Origin of the sequence: Humibacter sp. RRB41, assembly GCF_022761015.1 — a bacterium.
Taxonomy (GTDB): Bacteria; Actinomycetota; Actinomycetes; order Actinomycetales; family Microbacteriaceae; genus Humibacter.
In genome coordinates this window covers 1,061,048-1,079,961 of sequence record NZ_JAKWJQ010000001.1, presented here as the reverse complement: position 1 = coordinate 1,079,961, position 18,914 = coordinate 1,061,048, and the positions used below count along the sequence as shown (strand labels likewise).

The 18,914-nt window shown below is 68.6% G+C and carries 17 protein-coding genes; 12 read left to right on the top strand and 5 right to left on the bottom strand.

Annotated features, from left to right (window positions below; genetic code table 11):
• The first annotated feature begins 103 nt into the window (after positions 1-103).
• The 6 genes from MJ603_RS05045 (at position 104) to MJ603_RS05020 (ending at position 7,029) form a co-directional block, all read left to right on the top strand.
• Complete coding sequence (locus MJ603_RS05045; RefSeq protein WP_243062551.1) at positions 104-1,012, top strand: SIS domain-containing protein; 909 nt, start codon at positions 104-106, stop codon at positions 1,010-1,012.
• Positions 1,009-2,022 carry an ROK family protein gene (locus tag MJ603_RS05040; protein WP_308220565.1) on the top strand — a complete coding sequence of 338 codons (1,014 nt, stop codon included), beginning with the start codon at positions 1,009-1,011 and terminating at the stop codon, positions 2,020-2,022. Before MJ603_RS05045 ends, MJ603_RS05040 begins: the two co-directional genes overlap by 4 nt.
• Entirely contained in the window at positions 2,013-2,870 is an 858-nt protein-coding gene (locus MJ603_RS05035; RefSeq protein WP_243062550.1) for a class II fructose-bisphosphate aldolase, read from the top strand. The genes MJ603_RS05040 and MJ603_RS05035 overlap by 10 nt, the downstream gene beginning before the upstream one ends.
• On the top strand, positions 2,867-3,652 hold the full coding sequence (locus MJ603_RS05030; protein WP_243062549.1) for a DeoR/GlpR family DNA-binding transcription regulator: 786 nt from the start codon (positions 2,867-2,869) through the stop codon (positions 3,650-3,652). Before MJ603_RS05035 ends, MJ603_RS05030 begins: the two co-directional genes overlap by 4 nt.
• Before the next feature lie 40 nt (positions 3,653-3,692).
• Positions 3,693-4,862, top strand: a complete 1,170-nt coding sequence (locus MJ603_RS05025) for a low temperature requirement protein A (protein WP_243062548.1) — start codon at positions 3,693-3,695, stop codon at positions 4,860-4,862.
• A gap of 304 nt (positions 4,863-5,166) precedes the next feature.
• Complete coding sequence (locus tag MJ603_RS05020) at positions 5,167-7,029, top strand: sigma-70 family RNA polymerase sigma factor (RefSeq protein ID WP_243062547.1); 1,863 nt, start codon at positions 5,167-5,169, stop codon at positions 7,027-7,029.
• Here the strand turns inward: MJ603_RS05020 and MJ603_RS05015 are convergent.
• Positions 7,013-8,233 (bottom strand): MFS transporter, encoded by a 1,221-nt coding sequence (locus MJ603_RS05015; RefSeq protein WP_243062546.1) that lies wholly within the window; start codon positions 8,231-8,233, stop codon positions 7,013-7,015. The genes MJ603_RS05020 and MJ603_RS05015 overlap by 17 nt on opposite strands.
• A gap of 135 nt (positions 8,234-8,368) precedes the next feature.
• Between MJ603_RS05015 and purU the strand changes: the two genes are divergently transcribed.
• The 3 genes from purU to nagA all read left to right on the top strand — a co-directional run bounded on the left by purU (position 8,369) and on the right by nagA (position 10,940).
• Entirely contained in the window at positions 8,369-9,247 is an 879-nt protein-coding gene (purU, locus tag MJ603_RS05010) for a formyltetrahydrofolate deformylase (protein ID WP_243062545.1), read from the top strand.
• A gap of 179 nt (positions 9,248-9,426) precedes the next feature.
• Positions 9,427-9,789 (top strand): YrdB family protein, encoded by a 363-nt coding sequence (locus MJ603_RS05005; RefSeq protein WP_243062544.1) that lies wholly within the window; start codon positions 9,427-9,429, stop codon positions 9,787-9,789.
• Positions 9,786-10,940, top strand: a complete 1,155-nt coding sequence (nagA, locus tag MJ603_RS05000; protein ID WP_243062543.1) for an N-acetylglucosamine-6-phosphate deacetylase — start codon at positions 9,786-9,788, stop codon at positions 10,938-10,940. The genes MJ603_RS05005 and nagA overlap by 4 nt, the downstream gene beginning before the upstream one ends.
• A gap of 3 nt (positions 10,941-10,943) precedes the next feature.
• Here the strand turns inward: nagA and MJ603_RS04995 are convergent, their stop codons facing one another.
• Positions 10,944-12,122, bottom strand: coding sequence for an FAD-dependent monooxygenase (locus tag MJ603_RS04995; protein WP_243062542.1), 1,179 nt, complete (start codon positions 12,120-12,122; stop codon positions 10,944-10,946).
• 67 nt (positions 12,123-12,189) lie between these two features.
• On the opposite strand from MJ603_RS04995, the gene MJ603_RS04990 reads away from it, so the two are divergent.
• Complete coding sequence (locus tag MJ603_RS04990; protein WP_243062541.1) at positions 12,190-12,753, top strand: TetR/AcrR family transcriptional regulator; 564 nt, start codon at positions 12,190-12,192, stop codon at positions 12,751-12,753.
• On the opposite strand, the gene nagB is transcribed toward MJ603_RS04990, so the two are convergent.
• The 3 genes from nagB to MJ603_RS04975 are packed head-to-tail and all read right to left on the bottom strand — an operon-like array spanning position 12,750 to position 16,112.
• Positions 12,750-13,529 (bottom strand): glucosamine-6-phosphate deaminase, encoded by a 780-nt coding sequence (nagB, locus tag MJ603_RS04985; RefSeq protein WP_243062736.1) that lies wholly within the window; start codon positions 13,527-13,529, stop codon positions 12,750-12,752. The two genes, MJ603_RS04990 and nagB, sit on opposite strands and share 4 nt — an antisense overlap.
• Before the next feature lie 52 nt (positions 13,530-13,581).
• The gene (locus MJ603_RS04980) at positions 13,582-14,490 is read right to left on the bottom strand and encodes an ROK family protein (protein ID WP_243062540.1); all 909 of its coding nucleotides are present in this window, start codon (positions 14,488-14,490) and stop codon (positions 13,582-13,584) included.
• A complete protein-coding gene (locus MJ603_RS04975; RefSeq protein WP_243062539.1) occupies positions 14,487-16,112 on the bottom strand; it encodes a glycoside hydrolase family 3 protein in 1,626 nt (541 codons plus the stop codon). The genes MJ603_RS04980 and MJ603_RS04975 overlap by 4 nt, the downstream gene beginning before the upstream one ends.
• 194 nt (positions 16,113-16,306) lie before the next feature.
• Between MJ603_RS04975 and MJ603_RS04970 the strand changes: the two genes are divergently transcribed.
• Positions 16,307-17,419: an ROK family transcriptional regulator gene (locus MJ603_RS04970; RefSeq protein WP_243062538.1), complete on the top strand. Its 1,113-nt coding sequence runs from the start codon at positions 16,307-16,309 to the stop codon at positions 17,417-17,419.
• 163 nt (positions 17,420-17,582) lie between these two features.
• Positions 17,583-18,905 (top strand): extracellular solute-binding protein, encoded by a 1,323-nt coding sequence (locus tag MJ603_RS04965; RefSeq protein WP_243062537.1) that lies wholly within the window; start codon positions 17,583-17,585, stop codon positions 18,903-18,905.
• Positions 18,906-18,914 lie beyond the last annotated feature (9 nt).

The window sequence follows — 18,914 nt, the reverse complement described above, 5'->3', positions numbered from 1 at the left end:
GATCGACGCTAGCGAGTGCGCCGCATTCCGGCGAGCGGCGAAAATCTCCACGATCGAAACTGCAACTTTGACAGGCGTTGCGATCATGTTCGATCATTGAGTCATGAGCAATGAGATCGAACGAGTGTCCGGAGCCGACCTCGAGGCGGAGCTGACGTCACAACCGGATGTCTGGGAGCGCGCGACCTCCCTGGTCGCCGAACGAGGCCTGCTGCCTGCCGACGGCCAACGCATCGCCGTCGTCGGGTGCGGCACCTCATGGTTCATGGCGCAGTCGTACGCGAACCTTCGCGAGCGGGGCGGACATGGCGAGACCGACGCGTTCGCGGCATCCGAGGCCTTCGTCGACCGCGGTTACGACGCGATCGTCGCGATCACCCGGTCGGGAACGACCACCGAAGTGCTCGAGCTCGTCGATGCCGTGCGCGGCCGAGTGCGCACGATCGGCCTCGTCGGCGACCCGAACACCCCGCTGATCGATCTGGTCGACGACGTGATCGCGCTTCCGTTCGCGGACGAGAAGTCGGTGGTGCAGACGCGGTTCGCGACGAGCGCACTCGCGCTGCTGCGAGCATCCATCGGCGAGGAGTTGAGCGGTGTCATCGCCCAAGCGCGCGAGGTTCTCGCGGCACCGCTCGACGACGGTCTGATCGACGCCGACCAGTACACGTTCCTCGGCTCGGGATTCAGCGTCGGCATCGCCCACGAGGCTGCCCTGAAGATGCGCGAATCCTCGCAGTCGTGGACGGAGTCCTATCCGGCGAAGGAGTACCGGCACGGCCCCATCGCGATCGCGGCGCCGGGCAGGGTGACCTGGTCCTTCGGCGAGCCGCCGGCGGGGATCGCGGCCGACACGGAGGCGACGGGCGCCCGGTTCGAGTACGCTCCGATCGACCCGATGGCCGACCTGGTGCGGCTGCACAGGGTGGCTCTCGAGCGTGCCCGCCGCAACGGACTCGACCCCGACCGCCCTCGCAACCTCACACGGTCGGTCATCCTGGATCAACCGTGACCACCCTTCTAACGACCGAGGCCACCATGAACGACCGACACGGCGACGACGCTGCGGTTCACCTGCTCATCGGACCAGGCCGATCCGTGCTCGCGTTCGACGTCGGCGGTACCGACATGAAAGCGGCCATCGTCGATGACGAAGGACGGATGCTCGAAAGCGTGCGCGTGCCGACACCGCTCGACGGCGCACGCACCGGGGAACGCGTGGTGGAGACCGCGACGCGACTGGCGCGCGAGCTCCGCGACCGGCATCCGGGCATCGTGCCCGCCGCGGCCGGATTGCTCGTGCCGGGCCACGTCGACGACGAGCACGGCATCGGCGTCTTCGCGGAGAACTTGGGCTGGCACGACTATCCGTTCCGCGATCGCGCCTCCACGGCGCTCGGCGTGCCCGTCGGCTTCGGGCACGACGTGCGAGGCGCGGGCGAGGCCGAGCACAGGCTGGGCGCCGCCCGCGGCTTCGACGACGTGCTCATCGTGACGATCGGCACCGGCATCGCGGCTGCCGTGTTCATCGGCGGGCGCCTCCACACCGGCGGCGGTCTCGCCGGAGAAATCGGGCACGACCGCGTCGCCGAGGGCCCGGTCTGCGCGTGCGGCGGGCGCGGATGCCTCGAGTCGGTGGCATCCGCTGCCGCGATCGCCAGGCGGTACGCGCTGCGCACCGGAGTGGCGGTCGACGGCGCACGTGAGGTGCTGCAACGCATGCACGCCGGAGACGCGAACGCTGCCGCCGCCTGGGACTCCGCGCTCGACGCCCTCGCGCTCGGCTTCTCGCACTCGGTCGCGCTGCTGGCTCCTCAGGCGATCGTGATCGGCGGCGGTCTGTCAGAGGCGGGCGAGGAACTGCTGGCGCCGCTTCGCGAACGGCTCGATCACATCCTCACGTTCCACCGACGCCCACAGCTGATCAAGGCCTCGATCGGCGCCGACGCCGGTCTGATCGGCTCAGCGCTGACCGCGCGCGACGCCGTCGCAGCGTCGAACGGAGGCGCGTCGTGGCGCTGATCGCAACGAGCGAGCTGATGGCGGATGCCTCGGCCGCGGGCACCGGGATCGGCGCCTTCAACGTCATCCACCTCGAGACGGCCGAGGCGATCGCGGCCGCCGCCGAGCGGGCGAATCTGCCGGTCATCCTGCAGATCTCGCAGAACTGCGTCACGTACCACGGCGGACTCGAACCGATCGGGCTCGCCTGCCTCTCTCTCGCACACACGTCGGGGGCCCGTGTAGCAGTGCACCTCGACCACGCTGAGGACGAGACACTGGCACGGCACGCCGTCGATCTCGGCTTCGGCTCCGTGATGTTCGACGCCGCAAAGCTCGAGTACGACGCCAACGTCGACGCCACGTTGCGGGTCGTCGACTACGCGCATGCGAACGACGTGTACGTCGAGGCCGAACTCGGCGAGATCGGCGGCAAGGATGGCGCACACGCGCCCGGGGTCCGCACCGACCCGGCCGAGGCCGAGCGATTCGTCTCGGAGACGGGGGTCGACGCCCTGGCCGTCGCGGTGGGCTCGTCGCACGCGATGACGACGCGCGAGGCATCCCTCGACCTCGACCTGATCGCCAGGCTTCACCGAGCTCTCACGGTGCCACTCGTGCTGCACGGGTCGTCCGGCGTTCCGGACGACACGATCGCCGCCGCGATCGCCGCCGGCATGACGAAGATCAATGTGTCGACGCACCTGAACCGGTTCTTCACCGGCGCGATCCGCGAATATCTCGACGCGAACCCCGGCGTGGTCGACTCGCGCAAGTATGTGCGCGCCGGTCGCGACGCGCTCAGCGGCGAGGCCGAGCGACTGCTGCGGCTGTTCGCGGGTGCCGGCTCGGAGGAGGCATCCCGATGAATCGCACGGAGCGGCTGCGCACCGTGCTCGATCTGCTGGCCGAGACCGGTCAGATCGAGGTCGATGAGATCGTGGAGCGCCTCGGCGTCTCGCCCGCCACCGCCCGCAGGGACCTCGATGCTCTCGCCGCCCAGCAGCTGCTCGCCCGCACGCGCGGCGGCGCGACGGGGCAGTCGGTCGCCTACGACCTGCCCTTGCGCTACAAGCGTGAGCGGAATGCCGCGCAGAAGGAGGCGATCGCCCAGGCGGCGAGCGCACTCGTCTCGCGCGGGTCGGTCGTCGGACTGTCGGGCGGCACGACGAGCACGGCGGTCGCCACTGCGCTGGGCACCAGGCAGGATGTCGCCGATGCGTCCCCGAATCCCACGCTGACCGTCGTCACGAACGCCATCAACATCGCGGCACAGCTCGTGATGCGTCCCCAGATCAAGGTGGTGATGACCGGCGGCGTCGTGCATGCGCGCTCGTACGAGCTCGTCGGGCCGTACACGGACTCGGTGCTCGGTCAGATCACGCTCGACTTCGCCTTCATCGGTGTGAACGGCGTCGACCCTGTCCTCGGCCCGACGGTGCACGACGAGCACGAGGCCGCCGTGAACGCGCTGATGGCACGCAGAGCCGACCGGTCGGTGCTGGTCGCGGACTCCAGCAAGATCGGCCGCAGAGCGTTCGCAGCCGTCGGCGAGCCGGGGGCCTTCGACACCTTCATCACGGACAGCGGCATCACGGCACAGCAGCGCGCAGCGTTCGAGGATGCCGGCATGCGCGTCATCGTGGCCTGATCCGTTCCCCTGCTTCGCTACGCTGTGCCCCGGAGGGCACGTGGACGCGACGAAGACCGGCCTGCTGCGGCCGACGACGGGCGAGGCATCCCATCGCGTCACCTACATCGAGTTGTTCTTCGACCTGGTGTTCGTGTTCGCGGTCACGCAGCTGTCGCACATCCTGATCCACCAGCAGACCGGTATCGCACTGCTGCACACGGTGATGCTGACCATGGTGGTCTGGTTCGCCTGGGTGTACACGACGTGGGCGATGAGCTGGCTCGACCCCGAGCGCGGTCCGGTGGGCACTCTGCTCTTCGTGATGATGGCGCTCGGCCTGCTGATCGCCGCCACGATCCCTGAGGCCTTCGGTGGCCTTGCTCTTCCCTTCGCGCTGTCCCTCGTGGCGTTCAGCCTCGCGCGCAGCGTCTTTGCGATCGTCGCCTTCGGACGTGCGCAGCGCACCGAGCACGCCATGAACTTCGTGCGCATCTCGTGCTGGCACGTCGGCACGGGCATCCTGTGGATCGTCGGAGCCCTGGTGACGGAGGATGCCCGGCTGTGGGTCTGGCTCGCCGCGATCGTTCTGGAGTACATCGGTCCGCGCATCCGGTTCTGGGTGCCGGGCGTCGGCGCGTCGTCGGTGCACTCGTGGAACGTGTCGGGCGAGCACATGGCGGAACGGGTCAGCCTGTTCGTCATCATCGTGCTCGGCGAGTCGATCGTCGTCACCGGCAGCACGTTCGCCGAGGTGGGCATCACGTGGCTGAACGGCACGGCGTTCCTCGCGGCCTTCGTCGGTGCTGTTCTGATGTTCCTGCTCTACTTCAGGCACAACCAACGCCACGGCAGCGACTTCATCTCACGGGCCAGCGATCGCGGAATGATCGCACAGACCGCGTTCACCTACATTCCGTTGCTGCTCGTCTTCGGCGTCGTCGCCTCTGCCGTCGCGGACGGCCTCATCTTGCGTGATCCGGCGGGTGCCGGCAGCACGTGGCTTGCCGGGCTCCTGTGCGGAGGTGCTGCCCTCTACGTGCTGGGCAACGCGCTGTTCGGCCGCTCGACGGGCGGCCCGTGGCTGCGCGTGCACCTGATCGGGGCTGTCGTGCTCCTCGCGCTGATCGCCGTGTCGTCCATCGTGAACCCGCTCGTTCTGAGCTGGATCGTGAATGCTGTGCTGCTGGCCGTCGTGCTTTCGGAGACGCGAGGAAGGCTGCGAACGTAGAAGCGGCGCCGGGCCCGGATGGTGACATCCGGGCCCTGGCGCTCACGCGGTCGATGCCCCCACCGGAACCGCGTGGTCCCCCTGGCCGCTTCGGGCGACATGCCAGGGCCATCGCGTCGAAGCCGAATGAGACGCGATGATGGTCCGTTCCACTGAAGGAGACGTCGCACGCACCGGATCATGACGCGGCATCCGCAAATCATTTGGCGACGTCATCACGGCATACGGAATTGCGCATGCACGGCGACTCGCGGACAATCGGAATTCCCCCCTGTCTAGCTCCCGCACCCGAAAGCAGCCCCTGATGTCAGCGCACACCGCCGAGCGCAAGCTGTCGCGCGCCGGAGATGCGGAGCTGATCACGCTGACGCGCAGGGGCGACGCTGATGCCTACGCCGCCCTGTTCCGTCGCCACGCGTCGGCCGCCGCCGCTGTCGCCCGCTCGGTGACGAGCACGTTCGACGCCGACGACCTCGTCTCCGAGGCGTACACGAGGGTGCTGAACGCACTGCAGTCGGGGAACGGTCCGACCGCAGCGTTCCGTCCCTATCTGTTCACGACGGTGCGCAACGTGGCCGCCTCGTGGGGCCGGGTGTCGGCCAACACCGTCGCCGTCGCGCCCGAGGAGTTCGACGAGCTCGAACTCCCCACCGATGACCCCCTGGCATCGATCGACCGCTCGCTGACCGCACAGGCCTTCACGTCTCTGCCTGCTCGCTGGCAGGAGGCGCTCTGGTACAGCGAGGTCGAGGGAATGCAGCCGGCACGCATCGCTCCGCTGCTGGGCCTCAGCGCTCAGGCCACGGCCGCCCTCTGCTATCGAGCGCGCGAGGGCCTGCGGCAAGCCTGGATCCGCGCTCACCTGACCTCGCCCGACCTGGGACCCGAGTGCTCGTGGACCGTCGACAAGCTCGGCGCCCACGCTCGCGGACGGCTCGGCAAGCGCGAACGCACGCGCGTCGACGCCCACCTCGACACCTGCGCGAAGTGCGCCTTGGTCGCAGCAGAGGCGAAGGATGTCGGCGACCGGCTCGCCCTCGTCCTGCTGCCCCTTGCGATCGGAACGGCCGGGGCGACAGCCTATCTGGCCACGCTGCACGCCGGCACGGCCGGAGTCACGGCGGGTGCCGTCATCGGCGGCGGTGCAGCGGGCACGACGGCGTCGGGTGCAGCGAGCAGCTCGAGCGGCACCGCCGCCGGTACTTCCGTGGGCTCCGCCGGAGCGTCAGGCGGCATCTTCAGCGGCACGACCGGCATCATCGTCGGCGCGGTCACCGCTGTCGTCGTCGTCGGCGCTGCGGTGGCGGGCATCGCGTTGGCGACCGCCGCATCAGCGCACAGCGACACCGCGGCCTCGACCGTCGACTCGGCGACCTCATCCGGCAATTCCGCTACGCAGAATGCGCCTGATCCCGCGCCGTCCTCCGTTCCCTCGCCATCGGCGGCCGCTCCGAAACCGGCGCCGGCTCCCGCCGTGGCGGCTCCGCCCGCGGCACAGGCCGCGTCGACGCAACCCGCCGCGCCCGCCGCGCCGACTGCACCGAGTCCGAGTTCCCCGAGCACACCGACCGATCCGGGCACTCCGACGAACCCGGGAACGCCCGGCGACCCCGGAACACCCCCGACGACCGATCCGCAACCGCCTGCCGCTCCCGCCATCACCACGGTGGACACGGGCGGCGGCAGGTACTTCCCGCTGGTCTCCGGCACCGCGCAGGCAGGCGCCACCGTCAAGGTCAGCGGGGCGGGTTCGAGCGTCACGACGCAGGCGGGTTCTGACGGCTCGTGGACCATCAGCACCGCCATCACCGGTTACGGCGTCGGAGACGGAACCGTCTCTGCGACGCAGACGGATGCGAGCACCGGCCTCGAGTCCGCGGCGACCACCGCGTCGTTCACGCTCGGCGCGCCTCAGGCATCCGTCACCAGCGTGATCAGACCCGGCGGGTTCTTGGTCGACGTGACGACGACGGGCACGGCAGGCGCCGGCTACGAGCTGTTCCTCGACAGGACGAGTCTCGGCACCTCGACGCTCGCGGGCTCCGGCAGCGACACCCGCTACCGGCTCGTCTGGCCGGCAGGCCAACACACCGTCGACGCACGCTACTCGGACGGCGCCGGGCGGGTCGGGCCGAGCAGCCAGACATCCTTCACTGTGAAGTTCTGATGCGGGACACCGTGCGCAGGGTGAAGACGAGCATGACGAGCGACACGGCGAGAATCGCGAGCGCCGCCCACGGCACGAAGCCGATGCCCCACACCGCGTAGACCGCGCCGCCCACGAGGGCTCCGCCGCCGATCCCCACGTTGAACGCCGTCGTGTAGAGGGCGCTCGCGGTGTCGCGGAAACGCGCGGATGCGACCTGCAGCAACTCGGTCTGCAGGAGCGGTGGCAGGCATCCGAACGCCAGAGCCCACAGGGCGAATGCCGCGATCGCCACAGGAGGAACACCCGCGAACACTCCGAGCAGTGCCACCCCGACCGACGTGAGCACGAGCCCGACGGTGATCGCCCGGTTCGGGATGCGCCCGAGCACCGTTCCGACCAGCGCGACGGCGATCGCACCCATCACGCCGCCGACGAAGAGCATCGGGCCGACAGCGCCCGCCCCGAAATGCATCGCCTCGATCACGAACGGCGCGATGTACGCGTTCAGTGTGAAGCTGCCGAGTGTGATGAGCCCGGTGAGCACGCAGATCAGGATGACCGGCACGATGCTGGCATCCCGCCTGGAGCCCAGCACGACACGGGTCGCACCAGTGGTCACCGGCAACGGCTCTCGCGGGGCCTTCGGCAGCATGATCCCCACGACGACGGCGCCGACGACGAGAAGGCATCCGACCATGGCGAAGGCGAAGCGCCAGTTCACGGCGTGCCCGACGATGGTGGCCAGCGGCGCACCGAGGATCAGCGCGAGCGAGACGCCGCCGGACGTGATCGAGACGGCGCGTGCCAGCTGGCGGGGTGCGACGATGTGGCCGGCGTACGCTCCCGTCACGGCCCAGAAGACCCCGTGCGCCATGCCGCCCGTGATGCGCGCAACGACGGCCACGCCGTAGTTCGGCGCCACCGCCAGAAGCAGCGAGCTCAGGCCGATCACCACGATCACGGCCACCACGAGCACACGCCGCGGGATGCGCCTTGTCATCGCCGTGAGCGGAGTCGCCGCGAGCACGACGGTGAACGCGTAGACCGAGACGAGCAGCCCGGCCTGCGGGGTCGTCACGTGCAGACCGCCGGCGATCTCCGGCAGCAGCCCGGTCGGCAGCGTCTCGCTGGTCACGGCGAGGAATGCGGCGGCGGCGAGCGCGAGCATCCCGATCCAGGGGAACGGCTTCTCGGCGCGGGCCGCTGACTGCTCGGACGACACGGATACCCCCTGGCTGAAGAGAATGTTCGGCGAAGTCGATGATGGCCCGCATCGCGAACTGTCAGAACACACGAGCCTATCGGCCGTCGCACGGCTCGCGCGGCCGCACCCGACGCGTGCTCTAGCCTGATTCTCATGGATTCGCAGACGGATGCTCCCGGGCGGCAGCTCACCCATTGGGTGCTCACGCTGATCTGCGCCGATCGCCCCGGAATCGTGCACGCCATCAGCGGCGCAGTCGTCGCTGCACGGGGCAACATCACCGAGAGCCAGCAGTTCTCCAGCTCCGACACCGGGCGCTTCTTCATGCGGCTGCAGATCGAGTCCACCGCCGACCGCGACGAGTTCGAGGCGGCCATCCTGCCGGTGACGCAGACGTACGACATGTCGTGGAACCTCGACCGGGTGGGAAGGCCGCTGCGCACCCTGGTGCTGGCGTCGACCGCCGCACACTGCGTCAACGACCTGCTTTTCCGGCAGCGCGCGGGGCAGCTGCCCGTCGACATCCCTCTCGTGCTGTCCAATCACGGCACGCTTCGTGAACTGGCGGGCTTCTACGGGGTGCCCTTCGACTCGCTCCCCGTGACGGATGCCGCCAGCAAGGCCGCCTTCGAGGCCAGGGTGCTCGACGAGGTGGAGCGCAACGACATCGAGCTCGTCGTGCTCGCCAGATACATGCAGATCGTGTCCCCCGAGTTGTGCGACGCCCTCGCCGGACGGTGCATCAACATCCACCACTCCTTCCTGCCGGGATTCAAGGGAGCCAACCCGTACAAGCAGGCGCACGCGCGCGGCGTGAAACTCATCGGCGCGACGGCGCACTTCGTCACGAGCGACCTCGACGAGGGGCCGATCATCGAGCAGAACGTCGTGCGCGTGGATCACGCGCAATCCCCGTCGCAGCTCGTGGCGATCGGGCAGGACGAAGAGAGCCGCACCCTCACGCAGGCCGTGAAGTGGTTCGCGGAGAATCGCATCCTGCTCGACGGCGCCCGCACGATAATCTTCCGCTGAGCGCCCCGTCCCCGCGCCCCCGCCCCGCCCTATCGGCGTCGGCCCGGCACTGTATTGCCGAGCGGGTCCTCAATTCACGTGAATACGAGGGCGGCCCGGCAATACAGTGCCGGGCCGACGGGGGACGGGGGTGAGGGACGGGGGACGGGGCTCCCCTTGTCGCCGATACGATAGACGCGATGTCTGCGCAGAATACCGAGCACGCGCGCGTCCAGATCGGCTTCTGGGACGTGCTGCGATTCCTGATCGAGCTGTTCGCCTTCGTGACCCTGGCGATCTGGGGATTCATCGCCTGGCCGTTCCCATGGAACATCGTCGTGGGCATCGCCGCGCCGGCGCTGGCCATCGTGCTCTGGGCACTGTTCCGCTCGCCCAAGGCCGTGATCCACATCGACACGTTCGGCAAGGCCATCGTCGAGATCATCGTGATGACAGCGGCCGCCTTCGCCTGGTGGGATCTCGGCCAGCCGTTCGTCGCCGTGCCGTTCGCGATCATCGCCCTGCTGAGCGGCATCGTCACCGGGCGCAAGGAACTGGCGTGAGCGCCGCGCGGGTCATCCACGGCGCACGCAAGCTGGATGCCGACGGCCACGTCGACGAATTCTGGCTCGCCACGCAGGGCGAGCGCATCGTCGCGACAGGCAGCGGCACGGGATGGCGCGCGTTCGCCGAGGGCGCCGAGGTCGTCGATGCCTCCGGTCACTGGCTGACGCCTGGCTTCATCGACGTGCACTCGCACGGCGCGGGCGGACACGGCTATGAGGAAGGCCCGGACGACATGGTCGCGGCCCTCGCGACCCATCGCAAGCACGGCACGACCCGGTCGGTGCTGAGCCTTGTCGCCAACCCGCTCGCGGAGCTGCGCGAGAGCCTTGAAGACATCGCCGACATCGCAGAGGACGATCCGCTCGTGCTCGGCGCACACCTCGAGGGTCCGTTCCTCAACCCTGAGCGCCGCGGAGCGCACAACGCGGAGTTCCTGCGCACACCGGACGACCCTGAACTTGTCGAGCAGCTCATCGGGGCCGCGCGCGGAACGCTGCGCCAGATCACGATCGCCCCCGAGCTACCCGGCGCGATGGAGGCCATCGACGTGCTCGTCGAGGCCGGCGTCGTCGTCGCAGTCGGACACACCGAGGCGACGGAGGATCAGGCCGCCGCCGCGTTCGACCGAGGCGCTCGACTGCTCACGCACGCGTTCAACGCGATGCCGGGCATCCAGCACCGCGCGCCAGGACCGATCGTGGCAGCACTCGACGACGACAGGGTCACGCTCGAGCTCATCCTCGACGGCCTGCACGTGCATCCGGATGTCGCGCACCTCGCCTTCGTCCAGGCTCCTGGACGCATCGCCCTGGTGACGGACTCGATGGCCGCGGCCGGCGCCGCCGACGGCGACTACCGTCTCGGCTCGCTCAACGTGACGGTGACCGACGGCCTCGCAGTGCTGCGCGGAACGACCTCGATCGCCGGCTCAACGCTCACGCAGGACGCGGCGCTCCGCATCGCGGTGCAGCGCACCAGGGTCGAGCCCGCCGCGGCGGTCGAGGCTCTGACCCTCACGCCGGCGCGCGTGTTCGGGCTCGACCACGAACTCGGCAGGCTCGCCACCGGATACCTCGCTGACGCCGTGCTGCTCGACAGCGACTGGAACGTTAAGCGGGTCTGGGCCGCAGGCGAACCACTCGCCTGACGGCTAGGCAGCGCCTCCCTCGAGAAGCCGCGGTTCGAGCACGGAGCGTTCGCGCGGCGTGATGGCGCCGCCGACTCGAGCCAACGCGAGAGGCAGAGGAGATCGCGCGAACGTGTTCCGAACGGCGATGCCGAACGACGTCGCCGGAACCATGAGCCGCACGTTCGCAGAGATCCGCTGCCTCGCACTCACGAGAGGTCGCAGAAGACCTTCGTAGCGGGCGAACGCTCTCACAAGGTCGCCGTTCGCGCGGCGAAGCTCGCACGCGAGAACGTGAGCCCCGACCAGGGCGAGTTCGGCGCCCGCGCCCGATGCAGGAGACCCGCACCATGCCGCATCGCCGACGAGCGCCACTCGTCCGTTCGACCACGAACGCATTCGCACCTGAGCCAACGCGTCGACGTAAAGATCGTCGCTGGCGAGGGCTGAGGCGAGAAGCTCGCCCGTGTGCCACGACGACACCTCTTCGAACGCGGCGGAAAGCATCCGCCGATGTTCGGCCGGATCGGGCCTGCCCGAGCTCACGAAGGGAGTGCGATAGATGAAGTAGGCCTTCGCCTGCTCGTGATTGCCTGAGCGGTAGACACCGACCATCTTCCCCGGCAGGTTGTGCATCGTCACCCATCGGTTCTCGCCGAGCTGGGCATCCGCGTCGGCGAAGGCGAAGTGGTGTCCCCGCAAGCGCAGGTACGACGCCTCGGCGCCGAACGCGAGCCTTCGCACCGTCGAGTGCATTCCATCGGCGCCGAACACGGCGTCGAACCGCTCCGTTCGCCCCGTAGTGAACGACACGGTCACACCAGACCCGTCCTGTTCGATGCGCTCGGGTGAGTCTCCGAATCGAATCTCGACGGGTGTCACGTCGGCAAGCAAGTGCACCAGATCGCCGCGCATCACTTCGAGGCTGCCGGGCTCCACCGTGCTGACGCGCGCCACCTCGCGCCCCTCACCGTCGACGAATTTGATGCCGAGAACGTCGGCGGCCGCCGAACGAGCGCCGGTGAGTATGCCCATGCTTTCGGCGATACGCATCGCGTCGCCCCTGAGGTCGACGCCGTTCCCGCCCACTCGCAGCTGCGATGCGCGTTCCACCACAATCGGCTCTATACCGTCAGCGACAAGGCGGTGGGCGAGCGTCAGCCCCGCGATGCTCGCCCCCACGATGAGAATACGGATGCCCATGGATCCTCCTTGAGGTACAGTAACTGGAATGGTCGTTCCATCTGATTATGTGAAATGAGCGTTCCATTTGTCAACACCTCCCCGTCGCGCCGATGCCGTGCGAAACCGTGAGCTCGCTCTGCGCGCCGCCAAGGAACTGATGGCGGAGCCAGGCTCCACCATCACCGTCGAAGCCATCGCGCACCGCGCGGGCCTCGGCGCCGCGACCGTTGTTCGAGCATTCGGCAACAAGGACTCCCTGCTCGACGCCGCGGTCGCCGCCCTGCTCGCGCCGATCGCACAGCGCGCCGGCGAATTGTCCGAGAGCTTGCCGGGAGAACAGGCGCTCCGCACGTTCCTTCCGGAACTGATGGAGTTCCATGCGACGCACTATGCGATCGACGAACAACTCCTCGGACTCGAGCTGCCAGCGACCTCCGAGGCGCACGCGGCCCTGATCTCGGCTGTCGAACAGATGATCACACAAGGCCGAAAGACGGGCGGCATCCGTTCCGACCTCGATTCAGGCGTCATCGCTTCACTCATCGCAGGCACCACGCACGCCGTCACAAGGAGTACTCCCCGGAACCGGCGACTCAGCGAGGCTTACGTGAGCGTCCTCATGGACGGACTTGCCCCGAGGCCCGCCTAGAGCTGCCAGGCCGGCTTGTTGTCGTACGTGTACTTGTAGTAGTCCGCCAGGCGCAGCTTGCTCGCCGCAGCCTCGTCGATGATCACGGTCGCGTGCTCGTGGAACTGCAGCACCGAGGCAGGGCAGATCGAGGCGACGGGGCCCTCGACGGCGGCAGCGATGGCATCCGCCTTGCCTTCGCCCTGAGCGACGAGCACGAGGCGCCTGGCCTGCATGATCGTGCCGAGCCCCTGCGTGACGCAGTGGGTCGGCACCGCGTCGAACGAGTCGAAGAACCGCGCGTTGTCTGCACGGGTCTTCGGCGCGAGGGTCTTGATACGGGTGCGGGACGCGAACGACGACGTCGGCTCGTTGAAGCCGATGTGGCCGTTCGCACCGATGCCGAGAATCTGGATGTCGATACCACCGGCGTCCACGATCGCCTGCTCGTACTCGCGGCACGCGACCTCGATGTCGACGGCCCTGCCGTCCGGCACCTGCACCAGTGTCGGGTCCATGCCGAGCGGCTCGACCACTTCGTGCCTGATCACCGACGCATAGCTCTGAGGATGGTCCTCCGGAATGCCGACGTACTCGTCGAGCGCGAATCCGCGGACGCCCGCGAAGTCCAGGCTGCCGTCGGCGACCCTGCGAGCGAGGCCCGCGTAGATCGCGAGCGGCGATGATCCGGTCGCCAGACCGATCACGGCGCGCGGCTTGGACTCCACGACGCGACCGACCAGGTCGGCGGCGAGCGCCCCCACCTCGTCGGCGGTCTGCTTGATGACGACCTCCACGAATCTCTCCCTCACGTCTCGTGTTTCCGGCCGGCGCCGGTTGGTGATGCTGTCAGGCGACGGCTTCCGCCGCCCCGACGAGAGCCGCTCCGACCGCCGCAGCCGACAGGTCCGGTGCGAGCATGCGAACCCGCTCCGGGAGCCTCAGCGACGCCAGGAACGGCGAATCCCTCCCCCAGCCTTGCAGCACCTCGGTCACTGGCGCCAGCAGGCGCTCCCCGAGGTTGCTGAGTCCACCTCCGACGACGACCGTCTCCACGTCGACCGTCAGCACGAGAATGCGCACAGCGGATGCCACACCCGCCGCGAGCGCGTGCCTCACGTCCTGCGCGCGCCGGTCGCCGGCATCCGCCGCGTCGAACAGCTCGATGGCGGGCAGCGCTGCCTTCGACGGCCACAAGCGTGCCACCGCCGAGCCGGACGCGATGGTCTCGAGGCAGCCGTGCTGGCCGCACGAGCAGAGCGCACCGCGGGGATCGAGCGGAATGTGCCCGATCTCGCCGGCGCCTCCGCGTGCGCCGCGCCACAGCCGGCCGTCGGCGACGATCCCCGCCGCGAGCCCCGTGCCGAGGTTGAGGAACGCTGCCGAGCCGTGCAGGCGCAGCAGGTGATAGGCGCCGAGTGCCGCCGCCTTCACGTCGTTCTCGACCTGCACAGGAACGCCGACCCGCTCCCGCAGGCGTTCGCCGAGGCCGAGGTCGTCGACCCCGAGGTTCACCGCGTGGTGCACGCGACCCGTCTCACGGTCGACGACCCCCGGAATCCCGACGCCGATCGATGCGTAGTCGTCGGTCTGCGTCCCGCAGAGTGCGATCACCTCGCGCACGGCGCGTTCGGCCGAATCGAGAACCTCGGCCGGCCCCGTTCCCGTCCGAACCCGCACCCGCTCGAGAACACCTCCTGCGGCGTCGAGCACGACAGCGTCGGTCTTCGTGCCTCCGATGTCGAGTCCTATCCTCACCGCTGGTCCTCCACGGCGGCGTCGCCGTCGAGGAGCGCGAGCAGGGAGCTGCCGACAGAGCGCGAGGCACCGAAAGTCGCGACATCGGCGTAGGCACGGTCATCCGAAGGCCAGCCCATGTCGACGACGAGAGTCGTGCGCACAGGGCGCAGGCGGTCGACGACCTCTCGCGCGAATCCGTAGCGGTGCAGCGCCTTGCCGATCACGATCACACCTCGAGACTGCGCCACCCGCCCGAGGATCTCCTCGATCCGCTCCGGGAGCTCGCCGTCGGCGGCGTCCTGCTCCGACACGACGATCTGCGGATGCCTGGCCCACGCGATCGAGTCCGCCGCCTGTGGCCGCGCTGCGGCCTGCGCGAACGGCCCCCATGGTGCGACTCCGACGGCGATGTTCGCTGCGGTCTCGATGCGCACGACCGCGAACGGTGTGGTGCCGCTCTGGTCGGTAGCGCGCAGAGCGGCGAGCGCGGACTCGTTCACGTCGAAGGCATCGCGGATGCGCGTGATCGACACGGGGAACTCCTCTGCCGCGGCATCCGGCACCGGGATCGACGCGCGCGACTCGGCGAGTTCGGCCGCCAGCGCACGCACCCGACTCGCGGCATCCGCGACCCGGTCCGCACTGAGCCTGCCGTCGTCGATCGCCTCGCCGACGGCGACCATGATCGCTTCGAGAACGTCGTCGTCCGTCTCGCTGCCGATGCAAAGCAGGTCGCAGCCGGCGGCGATGGCGCGCACCGCCGCCTCCGGAATGCCCGTCTCGCCGCTGGCGCCCTTCATGTCGAGCGCGTCGGTGACGATGACGCCGTCGAAGCCCAGCTCCTCGCGCAGCAGCCCCTGCACGATGCGCGTCGAGAACGTCGCCGGCACCGCGGGGTCGACCTGCGGGAGCACGATGTGGGAGGTCATGATGGTGCGCGTCCCCGCTGCGATGGCCTCGCGGAACGGCACGAGCTCGCGCTCGCGGAGTTCGTCGAGCGATCTGTCGATCACCGGCAGCGCGAGGTGCGAGTCGAGCGCGGTGTCGCCGTGGCCGGGAAAGTGCTTGGCGCAGGCGGCGACCCCGGCCGACTGGAGGCCGGAGGTCCACGCGCGGCTGTGCCGTGCGGCGAGCGAGGCATCCGCCCCGAAGCTGCGCACCCCGATCACCGGGTTGTCCGGGTTGGAGTTGACGTCCACGTCGGGCGCGAAGTCGAGAGTGCAGGCCGCACGGCGCAGGGCGAAGCCGACGTCGCGGCCGACGAGTTCGGTCAGCGCCTCGTCGTCGAGCCGCCCGAGTACAGCGTTGCCCGGGTAGGGCGAGCCGTCGGCATAGTTCAGGCGGGTGACGTCACCGCCTTCTTCGTCGATGGCGACCACGGCGAGCGGGTTCGCGGTGAGGATGTCCTCATCGAGCGCGCGCAACTGGTCGGTCGACTCGATGTTGCCGCCGAAGATGCAGACCCCGCCGAGCCCCGCGAGCAGGCGCCTGCGCACAGCGTCCGGCACCGTTGTGCCGACGAACCCCGGCAGCAACGTGGTCGCGATGGCCCGCGCCCTGGCGACCGGGTCGTTCATGTCGATCGAGACGGACGTGGCCGGATTGCGGGGGGTGCGCGGAGGCACCTCTGGCTCAGACATGTTTGTTAGTAAACCTTACGAACAAGCAGCGCTGCAAGCTTGCACAACGTGACGCGATGGAAACACCGAAGTTACGGGGCGTTATCAATTCTTTACGACCCTCGACTTGACAACGGGTTTGTAAGGCAGGTTCACTAACAAACCATTGGGCCTGATCGCCCGTTGTCGCAAAGAAGCTACGGATCGAGGTGAGCATGGCGCAGTTGCGCGTGACGTCGAAAGCGTTGCCCGAGCACAACAGGCAGCACAACCGCTCACTGCTGCTCCAGACTCTCTTCCACGACGGGTCGATGAGCCGGGCCGATCTCGCGCGAGAATCCGGCCTCACCAGGGTCACCGTCTCCGACCTGGTCAACGAGCTCGCCTCAGAGGGCCTCATCAGCGAACTCGGTCAGCGCACGGGCGCCCATGTCGGCAAGCCGGCGCAGTTGATCGGTCTGAACGAGAACGCGTACCACGTCGTCAGCCTCGATCTCTCGGCCGACGACAGGTTCGTCGGCGCCGTGATCGGTATCGGCGGTGAGATCGTGCACCGCCTCGAGGTTCCACTCGATGGCGCGACCGGCGACCCGGCGCTGCAGAAGGCCCTCACCCTCACCCGCGATCTGGTGAAGCGGTCCACCGTGCGCCTGCTCGGCATCGGAATCGGGACCCCAGGCATCGTCGCCCCTGGCGGCGTCGTGCGCGAAGCTCCCAACCTCGCATGGTCCGGCCTGGACCTCGGCGCGATCTTCCGCGACGAGTTCGGTGTCCCTGTGCACGTGGGCAACGACGCGAACGCCGCTGCACTGGCCATCCACACCTTCCAAGACGCAGGCCAGAGCTTCATGGTCGTCGCCATCGAGCACGGAGCCGGCGCCGGCCTCATCATCGGCGGCGTTCTGGTGGAAGGCGAGAACTCCACAGCAGGCGAGATCGGACATGTCGTCGTCGACGAGCAAGGAGAGCGCTGCGCGTGCGGTCGCAACGGATGCCTCGAGCTCGCCATCGCCGTTCCGCACCTGAAGGCACGCCTCAAGGCCGCAGGAGACGACGCCCGCGACAGCGTGCTGGCGGATGCCGGCCGCGCTCTCGGCGTCGCCCTCGCCCCGGTGGTCGCCGCCCTCGGCCTGAAAGAGGTGGTGCTCGCCGGTCCCGAGGAGCTCGTCGAGGGCCCGTTCCTGGACTCGGCGCTGCGCACCGTGCGCGAACGCACACTTTCGGCGGTCAGCAATGCGCTGCAGATGAGGACCGCTGCTGACAGCCACGACCTGGTGCTGCTCGGCGCCGCCGTGCTGGTTCTTTCAGCGGAACTGGGGGTGTCATGAGACGGCACCCCCAGCCCGCCACAGACGACTGGGCTCACATCCCAGCCGGTGATCGCGACCGCGATGTTGCCGATCACTCGCACCACCTGTCCGTGTTGCAACGCGGACGCCATTCCCTCAAGAGGACGCTTCGACGTCCGCGCTCACAACACTAGGAGAAACATTGCGCAAGTCACGCATTCTCGCGATCGGCGCCGTCGGCATCGCCGCGGCACTGGCGCTGAGTGCCTGTTCCGGAAGCGGAGCCGGCACCACGTCGGGCGGCAGCTCGACCATCGGCAAGGTCGACGGCAAGGGAAAGACCATCACGGTCTGGGCCATGACGGGTGACCTCTCCCCCAAGACGCTCGATGCGATCAACGCCGAGTTCACCAAGGAGACCGGGGCCAAGGTCAAGGTCCAGACCCAGCAGTGGACGAACATCGCCACGAAGATCACCACGGCGCTCGCCACCAGCACCCCGCCGGACGTGCTCGACCTCGGCAACACGCAGGTCGCGACGTTCGCCTCCAGCGGCGGTCTCGCCGATCTCACGAAGTACAAGGCCGACCTGCAGCAGGGCCAGACCTGGCTGGGCGGGCTCGCCGACCCCGGAACCGTCGACGGAAGGCTCTACGGCGTTCCGTCGTTCGGCGCCGCCCGTGCGGTCGTCTACAACAAGACGATCTGGGCCGACGCAGGAATCACGACCGCTCCGACCACCTACGGCGAGCTGACCAGCGACCTCGACAAGATCAAGGCCAAGAACACCGCGAGCAACTTCTCGTCGTTCTACCTGCCAGGTCAGTACTGGTACGCGGGCATGCAGTGGGTGTGGGATGCCGGCGGCCAGATCGCCACGCAGTCCGGCAAGACCTGGAAGGCAGGCTTCTCGAGTTCGGAAGCCCAGAAGGGTCTGTCCGACTGGAAGACGTTCCAGAACGCCTACTCGACCGTCGCCAGCCGCACGCTGAACACGGACAAGCCGGATCAGGACGCCGTGTTCGCCGCGGGTCAGGCAGCCACCATCCTCGCCAACAACTGGGAGATCAGCGCGATCGAGAAGGACAACGCCAAGCTGACGGACGACCAGCTCGGCTCGTTCCCCATGCCGGGTGAGTCAGGCAAGAACCAACCAGCCCTGCTGGCCGGTTCCGACTGGGGCATCGCCCAGAAGAGCAAGAACCAGGACCTCGCCGCAGCGTGGGTGAAGATCGCCGCAAGCCCGAGCATTCAGAAGAAGTACGTCTTCGGCAACGACAAGTGGATCCCGAACAGTGTCGAGGCATCCAAGGCCGCCGTCAGCGGTGGCACGTTGCCCGAGAACGGTACCGCGTTCTTCACCGCCGCTCAGAACTCGAAAGCCACGCCGGCTTCCGGCAACTGGGCGTCGCTCGAGGACCCGGGAATGCTTCAGTTCTTCCAGACGGTCTCTTCGGGAAGCAAGTCGGTCTCTGACGCCGCGAACGCGTGGGATTCCACGGTCGACTCGACACTGAACCAGTAACCGCACTCG

Bases quoted from the DNA above. Each gene is read 5' to 3' on its own strand.
- MJ603_RS05045 (WP_243062551.1), top strand. From the start codon at position 104: ATGAGCAATGAGATCGAACGAGTGTCCGGAGCCGACCTCGAGGCGGAG.
- MJ603_RS05030 (WP_243062549.1), top strand. From the start codon at position 2,867: ATGAATCGCACGGAGCGGCTGCGCACCGTGCTCGATCTGCTGGCCGAG.
- MJ603_RS05020 (WP_243062547.1), top strand. From the start codon at position 5,167: ATGTCAGCGCACACCGCCGAGCGCAAGCTGTCGCGCGCCGGAGATGCG.
- purU (WP_243062545.1), top strand. From the start codon at position 8,369: ATGGATTCGCAGACGGATGCTCCCGGGCGGCAGCTCACCCATTGGGTG.
- MJ603_RS05005 (WP_243062544.1), top strand. From the start codon at position 9,427: ATGTCTGCGCAGAATACCGAGCACGCGCGCGTCCAGATCGGCTTCTGG.
- MJ603_RS04995 (WP_243062542.1), bottom strand. From the start codon at position 12,122: ATGGGCATCCGTATTCTCATCGTGGGGGCGAGCATCGCGGGGCTGACG.
- MJ603_RS04975 (WP_243062539.1), bottom strand. From the start codon at position 16,112: ATGTCTGAGCCAGAGGTGCCTCCGCGCACCCCCCGCAATCCGGCCACG.
- MJ603_RS04970 (WP_243062538.1), top strand. From the start codon at position 16,307: ATGGCGCAGTTGCGCGTGACGTCGAAAGCGTTGCCCGAGCACAACAGG.